This window comes from Kitasatospora sp. GP30 (assembly GCF_029892145.1).
Classification (GTDB): Bacteria; Actinomycetota; Actinomycetes; order Streptomycetales; family Streptomycetaceae; genus Kitasatospora; species Kitasatospora acidiphila.
Genome location: NZ_JARZAH010000053.1, coordinates 19,942 through 33,772, shown reverse-complemented (window position 1 = coordinate 33,772; position 13,831 = coordinate 19,942). Strand labels below are relative to the sequence as shown.

Below are 13,831 nucleotides of genomic sequence, written 5' to 3'. Positions count from 1 at the left end.
CTGGGTCAGGAGAGCCCGAGCTCCTTGTCGATCAGCTCGAACAAGTCGTCGTCCGTAGCCGTCGCCATTTCGATCACATCGCTGTCATCCGCACTGCTCCGTGCCGCGGACTTCCAGTCGGCGAGGAGGGCTTCGAGGCGCGTGGTGATCTGGGCGCGCTCGGCCTCGCTCGCTTCCAGGGCGGAGAGGTCGCCCCGCAGCTGGTCGAGCTGTCCGAGGACGGGCATCGTGTCGGTGTCCTCGTCCAGCAGCCGTGCCCGCAGGTGGTCGGCGATCTCCCGGGGTGTCGGGAAGTCGAAGACCAGCGTGGCCGGCAGGCGGAGCCCGGTCGCCTTGTTGAGTCGGTTGCGCAGCTCCACGGCCGTCAGGGAGTCGAAGCCCAGCTCCTTGAATGCCTGGTCGGCCGAGACGGAGTCGGTCGGGGCGTAGCCGAGCACGCCTGCGGCGTGGCTCCGGACCTCGTCCAGCACGATGCGCTCGTGCTCGCTCGCAGGGGCTGCAGCCAGTTGCTCCGCCAGCGACCGGACCGCGGCCGCCCCCGGGAGCGCGCCGGGGGCGCGCCGCACGGCTGCCGGCACCAGGTCGCGGAGGACCGCCGGCAGCGCCTCCGGCTCATCGGAGAGCAGCCGCAGCGCGGCGGTGTTCAGCCTCGCCGGGACGACGACGGCCTCGTCCGTGGACAGTGCGGCGTCGAACAGCGCGAGACCGTCCTCGGCGGAGAGCGGGGCCACGCCGATCCGGCCGAGCCGCATCAGGTCGGTCCGGTCCAGGTGGCCGGTCATGCCGCCCGGGTCGTCCCAGAGGCCCCAGGCCATGGAGGAGCCGGCGAGTCCCTGGGCGCGGCGTTGCTGCGCCAGCGCGTCGAGGAACGCGTTCGCGGCGGCGTAGTTGGCCTGGCCCGCCACTCCCACCGTGCCGACCAGGGAGGAGAAGAGGACGAACGCGGCCAGATCGATCCCCTGGGTGAGCTCGTGCAGGTGGACGGCGGCGTCCGCCTTCGGACGGAACACCCGGTCGAGTCGCTCGTGCGTCAGGGCGGAGAGGATGCCGTCGTCCAGCAGCCCGGCGGCGTGCACCACGACGGTGAGCGGGTGCTCCGGGGGAAGCCCGGCGAGCAGCTCCGCCACTGCGGCCCGGTCTGCGGCGTCACAGGCGACCACGACTGCCTCGGCTCCCGACTCGGCCAGTTCGTCGACCAGTTCGGCTGCTCCCGGGGCGTCCGGGCCGCGCCGGCTGGTCAGCACGAGGTGGCGGGCGCCGTACGCGGACACCAGGTGGCGTGCCACGAGCGCGCCGAGCGTGCCGGTGCCGCCGGTGACCAGCACGGTGCCGTTCCGGTCGAACGTGAAGGGCTGGCTCTCCACCGGGAGTTCGAGCCGGGCCAGCCGGGGAGCGTGCGCTCCGCCCTGTCGCAGGGCGAGTTGGGGCTCGTCCGTAAGCAGCGCGGCGGCAAGGGTGTCGAGTGAGGGCGCGCTGTCGTCCAGGTCCAGCAGCACGAACTGTCCCGGGTTCTCGCTCTGTCCGGAGCGGATCAGCCCCCACACTGCGGCCCAGGTCGGGTCCGGCTCGGTATCGCCGGGCGCGACCGCGACCGCCCCGTGGGTGACCAGCACCAGCTTGGCGTCGGCCAGGCGCTCGTCGGCCAGCCAGGACTGTACGAGGTCGAGGGCGCGCTGCTCGGCGTCGAGGGCGGCCGCCGCCTGGGTGGCTCCGCTGGCCTCCGTGTACAGCGCGAGCACGATGCCGGGCACGGGTGCGCCACCGTCGAGGCCGGCGCACAGGTCGGCGAGGTCCGGGTGGCGGGAGACCTGCCGGCCGGCCCGCCCCAGAGCGGTCGCGACACCGAGGTCGTCCGCCCCCAGCACCGCCCAAGGACCCGATGCGTCCAACTCCTCGGCCCGGTCCGGTGCGACGCTCACCGTCGGCCAGTCCAGCCGGAAGAGCGCGTCCTGACCGCTGCTCCGGGCACCCGCGAGCCGACTGGCCGCAACCGGCCGGATCGCGAGCGATTCGACGCCGGCCACCGGCCTGCCGCTGCCGTCGCTCACTAGGACCGACACGTCCTCGGAGCCGTTCAGTCGCAGGCTGACCCGGAGAACCGACGCGCCGACGGCCCGCAGCCGGACCCCGTTCCACGAGAACGGCAGTCGGACGGAGGACTGGTCCGCGATCAGGACCTCCGGCCCCAGGGCGTGCAGGGCGGCGTCCAGAAGGGCCGGGTGCAGACCGTAGGCCGCCGCGTCGCTCCGCACCGCCTCGGGAAGCTCCACCTCGGCGAAGATCTCCTCGCCGCGGCGCCACACGGTGCGCAAGCCGCGGAACGACGGACCGTACTCCAGGCCGTGAAGTCCCAGCCGGTGGTAGAGCTCGTCGACATCGACCGGTGCAACGCCGGCCGGCGGCCATTCCGGCAGTTCCTCGGCGAGTGCCCCGTCAGCTTCGGGAGCCAGCAGGCCGCTCGCGTGGGCAGTCCACCGCTCTGCGTCGCTCCCGGTCCCCTCGGGTCGCGAGAAGATGCGGACCGCTCGCCTGCCCGTGTCGTCCGGCTCACTGACCGACAGTTGCAGCTGCGTCCCGCCGTCCTCCGCGAGGACGAGCGGCGCTGCGAGGGTGAGCTCCTCAAGATCCGGACAGCCGACCTGGCGTCCGGCATGCATGGCGAGCTCCACTAGCGCTGTGCCCGGGACGATGCCGGCGCCGAACACGGTGTGGTCCGCGAGCCAGGGGTGGGACGACAGCGACAACCGTCCGGTGAACAGCGCTCCTTCGCTGCCGGCCAGCTCCACCGTAGCCCCGACCAGCGGATGGTCACCCGAGCTGAGACCGAGGTCGACCGCGTCGCTCGGCGCACTGGGTGCGTCAAGCCAGTAGCGCTGGCGTTGGAACGCGTAGGTGGGCAGGTCGACGCGGTGCGCGCCGGTGCCCTCGAACAGGGTGGGCCAGGCGACCGGGGCGCCGTACACGAACGCCTGCGCCAAGGACGCGGTCAGGCGCGGCCAACCGCCCTCACCACGACGCAGGGTGCCGATCGCCGCAGCGGCGATGTCCTGCTCGCCGATGACCTCCTCAATCGCCGGAACCAGGACCGGGTGCGAGCTCACCTCGATGAACAGGCCATGCCCGTCCGCCAGAAGGCCTTCGACGCCGTGACGGAACTCCACCGTCTGACGAAGGTTGGCGTACCAGTACGCGGCGTCGAGCTCCCTGGTGTCCAGGAAGCCACCGGTCACGGTCGACCAGAACGGCACCCGACCCTCAACCGGCACGATCGGCGCCAGATCGCGGGCCAGACGCTCGCGCAGGCCCTCCACCATCTGCGAATGCGAGGCATAGTCCACCGGAATCCGCCGCACCCGCACCCCACGACCCTCACACCACGCCATGAACTCGCCCAACGGCACGGCCGGGCCCGAAACCACCGTCGACGCAACCCCGTTCACCGCCGCAACCGACACCCCCTCCCCACCCCACCGCTCCAGCAGCCCGCGCACCTCACCAGCACCCGCGCCCACCGACACCATGCCACCCGAACCCGCCAACTCCTCCGCAATGGCCTTCGACCGCAACACCACCACCCGCGCGCCATCCACCAACGACAACCCACCCGCAACCACCGCCGCAGCGATCTCACCCTGCGAATGCCCCACCACAGCCGCCGGCTCAACCCCCAACGACCGCCACACCTCAGCCAGCGACACCATCACCGCCCACAACACCGGCTGCACCACATCAACCCGCCCCAACCACCCCTCATCACCCGAGCACACCACCTCACCCAACGACCAATCCACCAAGCCACTCAGCACCCGCTCACACTCACCCATCCGCGCCGCAAACACCTCCGACGACCCCAGCAACTCCCCCGCCATCCCCAGCCACTGCGACCCCTGACCCGGGAACACGAACACCACACCACCATCAACCACCAACCCCGACACCACACCCGAAGACACCCCACCCGACACCAACTCACGGAGCCCAGCCAGCACTTCACCGCGATCCGACCCCGTCACCACCGCCCGAGACCCGAACACCGACCGCGACGTCAGCACCGAGAACGCCGCATCCAGCACGCTCAACCCCGGATCGGCCTCCAACCGCTCCAACAGCGCCGCCGCCTGACCCCGCACCGCCACCTCGGACTTGCCCGACACCACCAACGGCACCACCGGAAGCCCAACCACCGAGTCAAGCTCCGCCACCACGGGCTCCTCGACCTGCTCCAGAATCACGTGCGCATTCGTCCCACTCACACCGAACGACGACACCGCAGCCCGACGCACCCGCCCACGGTCAGGCCAGATCTGACCCTCCCTCAGAAGCTGTACCGTGCCGGCCGACCAGTCGACCTCAGCAGACGGCTCATCGACATGCAGGGTCTGCGGGAGCACGCCCTCCCGCAGCGCCATCACCATCTTGATCACACCACCGGCGCCCGCAGCCGCCTGCGTGTGACCGATATTCGACTTCAACGACCCGAGCCACAAAGGCTCTTCGGCGTCACGATCCCGGCCGTAAGTCGCCAGCAGCGCCTGCGCCTCGATCGGATCACCCAACCGCGTCCCGGTGCCATGCGCCTCCACCACGTCCACATCACCGGTCGTCAGGCGCGCATTCGCCAGCGCCTGCCGGATCACCCGCTGCTGCGACGGACCGTTCGGCGCCGTCAGACCATTCGACGCACCGTCCTGGTTCACCGCCGAACCCCGCACCACCGCAAGCACCTTGTGCCCGTTCGCCACCGCATCCGACAACCGCTCCACCAGCAGCATGCCGACACCCTCGGCCCAGCCCGTGCCGTCCGCGGCGTTGGAGAAGGCCTTGCACCGACCATCCGCCGCCAACGCACGCTGCCGCGAGAACTCGACAAAGGTCGCCGGCGTCGACATCACCGTCACACCACCGGCCAACGCCAGATCACACTCACCCGAACGCAACGCCTGCGCCGCCAGATGCAGCGCAACCAACGACGACGAACACGCCGTGTCCACCGTCACCGCCGGCCCCTCCAGGCCGAACACGTACGACACCCGGCCGGACGCCACGCTGCCCGCGCTGCCGTTGCCGAGGTAACCCTCGAAACCGTCCGGGATATTCGCCAGCCGCGTCGCGTAGTCGTGGTACATGACTCCGGCGAACACACCGGTGCGGCTGCCCCGCAGCGACTCCGGGTCCAGGCCGGCCCGCTCGAACGCCTCCCAGGACGCCTCCAGCAGCAGCCGCTGCTGCGGGTCCATCGCCAGCGCCTCACGCGGCGAGATCCCGAAGAACGCCGGGTCGAACTCGGCCGCCTCATGCAGGAACCCACCCTCACGGGCATACGACGTCCCACGCGCATCCGGATCCGGGTCATACAACGCCGCCAGATCCCAGCCACGATCCACCGGGAACCCCGAAACCGCATCCACACCGTCCGCGACCAGCCGCCACAACTCCTCCGGCGACCGCACCCCACCCGGATACCGGCAACTCATCCCCACGATCGCAATCGGCTCATCCGACGCACCCACGGCAGCCACCACAGCCGAACCACCGGCAGCAGCCTGCTCCACCCCGGAGAGCTCGGCGTCATCCGAGACCTCGCCGCACAGGTGGGCGGCCAGCTCGCCGGGCGTCGGGTAGTCGAACAGCAGGGTGGTCGGCAGGCGCAGGCCGGTGGCGGTGTTGAGCCGGTTCCTCAGCTCGACGGCCGAGAGCGAGTCGAAGCCCAGTTCCTTGAACGCCCGGCCTTCGGTGACAGCGTTCTTCGACGCGTAGCCGAGAACCGCGGCCGCCTCCGTCCGGACCAGGTCGAGGACGAGGCGCTCGCGCTCGGCCGGGGCGACACCGCGCAGGCGGTCGGCCAGCGTGCCCGCCGCACGCCTCCTGGCGTCGAGCGTCCGCCGCGCCGGTGCCGGCGCCAGGGCGCTGAGCAGGACGGGGACCGGTGCGCCGTCCGCGCGTTCGCGCAGCGCCGTGAGGTCGAGCCGGGCGGGCACCACTGCGGCCTGGGGGCCGGCGAGCGCCGCGTCGAACAGCGCCAGGCCCTCGGCGGCCCCCAGCGGCAGCAGGCCCGAGCGGGCGAGTCGGTCGACGCCTGCCTGGTCGAGGCTGCCCGACATGCCGCCGCGCTGGTCCCACAGCCCCCAGGCCAGCGAGGTCGCGGGGACGCCCTGGTCGCGCAGCCGCTGGGCGAAGGCGTCCAGGAAGGCGTTCGCCGCAGCGTAGTTGCCCTGCCCCGCGTTCCCGAGGACACCGGCGATGGACGAGAAGAACACCACGGCCCGCAGGTCCAGGTCGGCGGTCAGCTCGTGCAGGTGCCAGGCCGCGTCGACCTTCGGGCGGAGCACGGCGTCGGTCCGCTCGGGTGTGAGGGACTCGATGACGCCGTCGTCGAGGACACCGGCGGCGTGCACGATGCCCACCAGCGGCCGGTCGGCGGGGATGGCCGCGATGACCGCGGCCAACTCGTCCCGATCGGCCGCGTCGCAGGCCGCCACCTGAGCGGTCGCGCCGAGGGCGGCCAACTCGTCGACCAGCTCGGTCGCCCCTGGCGCGGCCGCCCCGCGGCGGCTGAGCAGCAGCAGGTGGCGCACGCCGTGCACGGTCACCAGGTGACGGGCCAGCAGCGCCCCTAGGGTGCCGGTCGCGCCGGTCAGCAGGACGGTGCCCGTGGCGCCGACGACCACCGGGGTGTCGTCCCCGGACGGCACCCGGCCGAGCCGGGGGATGAGCAACTCGCCGGATCGGAAGGCCAGTTGCGGCTCACCGGAGGCCAGTGCAGCCGGCACCGCGGCCACGGAGGAGTCCGACTCGTCCAGGTCGATCAGGACGATCCGGTTCGGGTGCTCGGTCTGAGCAGCCCGCACGAGACCCCAGGCGGCAGCCTGGGGCAACTGCGGCGGCTCTCCACCGGTGGACACGGCGTTCCTGGTCACGACGGCGATCGTGGCAGCGCCGAACCGCTCGTCGGCCAGCGCGGACTGCAGGTCGGCCAGCAGGTGCCGGACCGAGGCGCGCACCGCCTCCGGTCCCTCACCGCCCTCCAGACACGGTTCGGGGGCGAGCAGCAGGACGTCGGGCGCCGGACGGCCGGCATCGACCGCACGGGCCAGGGTGGCGAGGTCGGGGAAGCACTCGTCGCCGTCCGTCAACGGGCCACCGACCACGGCACGGGTCGCCTCCGACGGTGCGGGCGTCGGCGCGCCCGACCAGGTGACCTGGAAGAGCGACTCGTGGAACGAGGTCCGAGCGGCCCGCAGGCGCTCCGCGCTGACCGGGCGCAGAGCAAGGGCGTCGATCGACGCGACCGGCTGCCCGAACTCGTCGGTGACGTCCAGGGCGACCGTTCCACTGCCGACAGGCGTGAACCGGACCCGCAGGCTGGACGCGGCATCGGCGTGGAGGCGGACACCGCTCCAGGAGAACGGCAGGGTGCCGTTCGACGGCAGGTCGGGTGCGCCGAACGCCACCGCGTGCAGAGCGGCGTCCAGCAGCGCGGGGTGGAGAGCAAACGAGGTGCCGTGCTGATCCGGCGGCAGTGCGACCTCTGCGTAGGTGCGGTCACCGTGACGCCACACGGTGCGCAGCCCCTGGAAGGCCGGACCATAGGTGAAGCCGAGCTCCGAGAGGTGGTCGTACAACCCGTCGATCGCGACTTCGGTCGCACCCTCCGGGGGCCAGACTGTGCTGCTCTCGGACGGCTCGGACTGCTGTGGGACCAGGGTGCCTGCGGCGTTGAGCGTCCACGGGACCTCGTCCGGGCCGTGCTCGGGCCGGGAGTGGAGCTCGACGGTACGTCGGCCGCCCTGATCCGGCTTTCCGACGGAGAGCTGGAGCAGGATGCCGCCGACTGCGGGCAGCACCAGCGGAGCCTGGATGGTGAGTTCCTCGACCAGCCCGCAGCCGACCTCCGCGCCGGCCCGGAGCGCCAGTTCCAGCAACGCGGTGCCGGGAACGATGGCGTCGCCCAGCACGGCGTGATCGGCGAGCCAGGGGTGGGTGGCCAGCGAGAGGCGGCCGGTCATCAGGACCTCGCCGGACCCGGCGAGCGTCACGGCAGCCCTCAGGAGCGGGTGGTCCGGGGCCTCCAGGCCTGCTGCGCCCACCTCGCCGGCAGCTCCGGGCGCGTGCAGCCAGTAACGGCGGCGCTGGAAGGCGTACGTCGGCAGGTCGACGCGACGGGCGCCGGTGCCCTCGAACAGTCGCTCCCACGCGACCGGGGTGCCGGCGGCGTGCAGGCGCGCCAGCGCCTCCACCACGCCGCGCACCTGGTCACGCCCCGAACGCATCGTCGGCACCACGGCGCGGGCCGGGCCGTCCTGCGGCAGGCACTCCGCGACCATGCCGGACAGCACCGCATCCGGGCCCACCTCGACGAAGCTGCCAACACCCAGCTCCAGCATGGCGGCAACGCCATCGGCGAAACGCACCGCGTCACGGACCTGACGCACCCAGTACTGCGGCTGCGTCCACAACTCCGACTCCACCCGGCCGGTCACCGTGGAGACCAGCGGCAGCACCGGCTCCCGCAACTCCAACCCGGCCACGACGCCCGCGAACTCCTGCAGCATCGGATCCATCAGACCCGAATGGAACGCATGACTGACCGTCAGACGCCGCGTACGGCAGCCCTGCTCAGCCAGACGCTCGGCGGCCACCAGCACCGGTTCCTCATGACCGGACAGCACCACCGACGACGGACCGTTCACCGCCGCCAACCAGACGCCCTCCACGCCATCGATCGCAGCCCTGACGGTCTCCTCGGACCCGCCGACCGCGACCATCGCGCCACCCGTCGGCAACGCCTGCATCAACCGGCCACGCGCCACCACCAGCGCACACGCATCCTCCAGCGACAACACCCCCGCCACATACGCCGCCGCGATCTCACCCACCGAATGCCCCGCCAACACCCCGACCGTCACACCCCACGACTCCAACAACCGGTACAGCGCCACCTCCAACGCGAAAATCGCCGGCTGCGCAAACCCCGTCTGATGGATCAAGTCATCCGACGGCAGCTCCACCCCCAGTTGCGCGCACACCTCCTCAAAGGCTCGCGCGAACACCGGGAACACCTCACCCAACTCCCGTCCCATACCAGCCCACTGCGACCCCTGACCCGAGAACACCACCCCCAAGCGCCCAGACACCGCGCCCGACACCCCGACCGCACCCGACGCCAACCCACCCAGAGCGGTGAGCAGTTCACCACGATCCGCCGCCACCACCGCCGCCCGATGCTCGAACACCGAACGCGACGTCGCCAGCGAGAACGCCGCATCCAGCAGCCCCAGCCCCGGCTCGGCCTCCAACCACTCCAACAGCGCCGCCGCCTGCCCCCGCACCGCCTCCACAGACTTGCCCGACACCACCAACGGCACCACCGGAAGCCCAACCAGAGGCTCCGCGACAACCGCCTCCGCAGGCTCAGGCTCCACCGCCTGCTCCAGGATCACGTGCGCGTTCGTCCCGCTGATCCCGAACGACGACACCGCAAACCGACGCACCCGCCCCGTCTCCGGCCACGCCCGCGACTGCGTCAGCAACTCCACCGCACCCGCCGACCAGTCGACATGCGGCGACGGCGCGTCCACGTGCAGCGTCCGCGGGAGCACACCCTCCCGCATCGCCATCACCATCTTGATCACACCCGCCACACCGGCGGCAGCCTGGGCGTGGCCGATATTCGACTTCAACGAGCCCAGCAGCAACGGCTGTTCAGCAGCGCGCCCCTGGCCGTAGGTGTCCATCAGGGCCTGCGCCTCGATCGGGTCACCCAACCGCGTCCCCGTGCCGTGCGCCTCCACCGCATCCACATCACCCACCGCCAGGCTCGCGTTGGCCAGCGCCTGCCGGATCACCCGCTGCTGCGACGGACCGTTCGGCGCGGTCAGACCATTCGACGCACCGTCCTGGTTCACCGCCGAACCCCGCACCACCGCAAGCACCTTGTGACCCAAGCGACGGGCATCCGACAGCCGCTCCACCAGCAGCACGCCGACGCCCTCGGCCCAGCCCGTGCCGTCCGCCGCATCCGCGAACGCCTTGCACCGACCGTCCGCCGCGAGCCCGCCCTGCCGCGAGAACTCGGCGAACATGCCGGGGTTGGCCATGACGGTCGCTCCGCCGGCGAGCGCCAGCTCGCACTCGCCCGACCGCAGCGCCTGGACCGCCAGGTGCAGCGCCACCAGCGACGACGAACACGCCGTGTCCACCGTCACCGCCGGCCCCTCCAGGCCCAGGCTGTACGCGATCCGGCCGGAGAGAATGCTCGCAGTGGTTCCGGTCAGCACATGACCGGCGACGACTCCGGTCGACTGGTGCAGCCGGGGCCCGTACTCCTGCGCCATGGCGCCCACGAACACACCGGTCCGGCTGCCGTACAGGGTGTCCGGGTCGATGCCGGCCCGCTCCAGCACCTCCCAGGAGGTCTCCAGCAGCAGCCGCTGCTGCGGGTCCATCGCCAGCGCCTCACGCGGCGAGATCCCGAAGAACTCGGCGTCGAACTCGGCCGCGTCCAGCAGGAATCCGCCCCGGGGAGCGTAGTCGGCCTCCGGGCCGTTCTGTTCCCAGGCCCGGTCGGTGGGGAAGTCGGTGATGGCGTCCACGCCGTTCGCCACCAACTGCCAGAGGTCCTCGGGCGAATGGACCCCGCCGGGGAAACGGCAGGCCATGCCCACGATGGCGATCCGCTCGTCGTCGAGCGCGTCAGGCGCTGCGGGGGCGGTTTCGGGGGCCGTGCGGCGAGCCTTGACCGGCGTGCCGTCGCCACCGCCGTCGGCTGCGGCGGCGGCCAGCAAACGCAGCAGGTGGCGGGTGAGGGCCGTGGGCGTCGGGTGGTCGAAGAGCAGGCCGGCCGGCAGCCGGAGGGCGGTGAGTGCCATGAGCCGGGACCTGAGGTCCATCGCGCCCAGGGAGTCCAGACCCAGCTCCTTGAAGGTGGTCCGGGCGCTCTGCTGGTCGGGAACGTCCGTACCGCGGATGGTCGCGATCTGCGAGAGGATCGCGGCGCGCAGCAGCTCCTCGCGTTCCGCCTCGGGTGCCTCGGCGAGCTGCCGTACGAGCGCGGGCACGGTGGCCGGCTCGTCGGTGTCGACGGTGCCGGTGGTGGACTCGCCGAGCCAGTACCGCTTCCGCTGGAACGGGTAGGTCGGCAGCGAGGTCCGCCGGGCACCGGTGCAGGCGAAGACAGTGTGCCAGTCGACGGCGGTGCCGTGGGCGTGTGCTTCGGCGAGTGCGGTGAGGAAGCGGTCGTGGCCGCCTTCGTCGCGCCGCAGCGTGCCCAGCACCCGGACGTCGGCACCGACGGCCTCGGCGCTCTCCTGCACTCCCATGGTCAGGACGGGGTGCGGGCTGACCTCGATCAGGATGTGGTGGCCGTCGTCGAACGCGGCCTGGAGCGCGCCCTGGAAGCGGACGGCGTGCCGGAGCCCCTGGTACCAGTAGCCGGCGTCCAGCCCGGCGGTGTCCATGAGCCGGCCGGTGAGGGTGGAGTAGAACGGGATGTCCGTAGTGCGGGCGGTGATCGGCGCGAGCAGTTCCGCCAGCCGGTGCTCGATCGCCTCGACCTGGGGAGAGTGGGAGGCGTAGTCGACGGCGATGCGTTTGGCGCGGACGTCGTCGGCCTGGCAGTCGGCGAGTAGCTGGTCGAGGGCGTCCGGTTCGCCGGCGACGACCGTCGAGCGGGGGCCGTTGACGGCTGCGATGGACACCCGCCCCCCGAAGCGGCGGAGCCGTTCGGCGACGTCGTCCGCCGGGAGCGGCACGGCCGTCATGCCGCCCTGCCCGGAGAGCGCGATCAGGGCCTGGCTGCGCAGGGCGACCACGCGGGCCGCGTCGTCGAGGGAGAGCGCACCGGCGACGCAGGCCGCGGCGATCTCGCCCTGGGAGTGGCCGATCACTGCGGAGGGCCGCACACCGTGGGAGCGCCACAGTGTCGCCAGCGACACCATCACGGCGAACAGGACCGGCTGCACCACGTCGACCCGGTCGAGCGGCGGGGCGTCCGGTTCGTTGCGCAGGACGCCGGTCAGGGACCAGTCGACGTAGGGTGCCAGCGCTTCGGCGCAGTCGTCGATCTGCTGCCGGAACACGGGTGCGGTGTCGAGGAGTTCGGCGGCCATGCCGACCCACTGGCTGCCCTGTCCGGGGAAGACGAAGACCGGCCCGTCGGTGCCTGCCGCGGCCGTGCCCGTGACCAGGCCGGTGAAGGTGGCTCCGGCGGCCAGTGCGGTGAGTGCGCTGCGGAACTGCTCGGTCGAGGAGCCGAGCAGGACGGCGCGTTGCTCGAGGTGCGTCCGGGCGGTCGCCAGGGTCAGGGCGACGTCGGCCGGCCGGAGGTCCGGCTGTTCGGCCAGGAGGTCCGCCAGGCGTCGGGCCTGGGCGCGCAGGGCCGGCTCGCCGCGGCCGGAGAGGACCCAGGGCAGGAGTGCCGCCGGTCCGGGATCCTCGACCGCCAGGTCTGCTGCCGTGGATGCCGTGGCTGCCACTGCGGAGAGCACCAGGTGGCAGTTGGTTCCGCCGATGCCGAAGGAGCTGACCCCGGCGACCGGCGGTGTCCCGGTGCGCGGCAGCGGGTTGAGCTCCGTGTTGACGCGCAGGCCCAAACGGTCCAACGGGATCTGCGGGTTGGGCGACTCGTGGTTCAGGCTCGGCGGCAGCTCCCGGTGGTGGAGCGCCAGCACCACCTTGATCAGGCCGGCGATGCCGGCCGCTCCTTCGAGGTGCCCGATGTTGGTCTTGACCGAGCCGACCGGCAGCGGTGCCGCGGCTGGGCGGGCGGCGCCGAGGACGGTGCCGAGCGCCGCGGCCTCGATCGGATCGCCGGTGGGGGTGCCGGTGCCGTGCAGTTCGACGTATCCGACCTCGGCCGGTTCGACCCCGGCGTGGGCGTACGCGAGCTGCAGGACCGCTTCCTGGGCGCTCCTGTTCGGCGTGGTCAGGCTGTCTCCGCCGCCGTCGTTGTTGACCGCGCCACCGCGGATCACCGCGTAGACCGTGTCGCCGTCGGCCAGGGCGCGGGAGAGCGGCTTGAGGAGGACCAGGCCCGCTCCCTCTCCTCGGGCGTATCCGTTGGCCCGGGCGTCGAAGGTGTAGCAGCGGCCGTCGGGGGACAGCGCGCCGGTGCGGGCGATGGTCCCGGTCGTGTCGGGGAGGAGGTTGAGGTTCACGCCGCCGGCGAGCGCGACTTCGGAGTCGCCCCGCCAGAGGCTCTCACAGGCCAGGTGGACGGCGACCAGGGCGGAGGACTGGCCGGTGTCCACCGCGATGCTCGGCCCGTGCAGGCCGAACCAGTAGGAGATGCGGTTGGCGATGATGCTGCGCTGCAGGCCCGTCAGGGTGTAGGCGCCCGGCTCCTGCCGGCGGCGGGTCAGGGTCGCGTAGTCATCGGCGATGGCGCCGAGGAAGACGCCGGTCCGGGTGTCCTTGAGCCGGGCTGCCGGGGTGCCGGCGTGCTCCAGGGCTTCCCACGCCAGCTCCAGCATCAGCCGCTGCTGCGGGTCCATGGCAGCGGCTTCGGCGGCGGGGATGCCGAAGAACGCGGCGTCGAATCGGTCGACCTCGCGCAGGTAGCCGGCGCGGCGGGGTCCATCGTCCTCACCCTCGGCCGACCGGCGGTCCTCGGGGGCTTCGGTGACGGCGTCCTTGCCCGCTCTGAGCAGCCGCCAGAACTCCTCCGGCGTATCGGCTCCGGGGAACCGGCAGGCGATCCCGACCACGGCGACGGGTTCGCCCTGCACGAGCTCGCGAGTGTCCACGGAATTCGTCGGGTTGTTCGACAGCACGGTACCGGCCACCAGATCTCCATAACTCAGGGAAGAACGCGCCTCCCTCGGACACCGACCAG

The 13,831-nt window shown here is 72.1% G+C and carries 1 protein-coding gene; it reads right to left on the bottom strand.

The annotated features are described in order from the left end of the window. Nucleotides 1-5: 5 nt before the first annotated feature. Nucleotides 6-13,781, bottom strand: coding sequence for a type I polyketide synthase (locus tag P3T35_RS37365; protein WP_280709407.1), 13,776 nt, complete (start codon nt 13,779-13,781; stop codon nt 6-8). Nucleotides 13,782-13,831 lie beyond the last annotated feature (50 nt).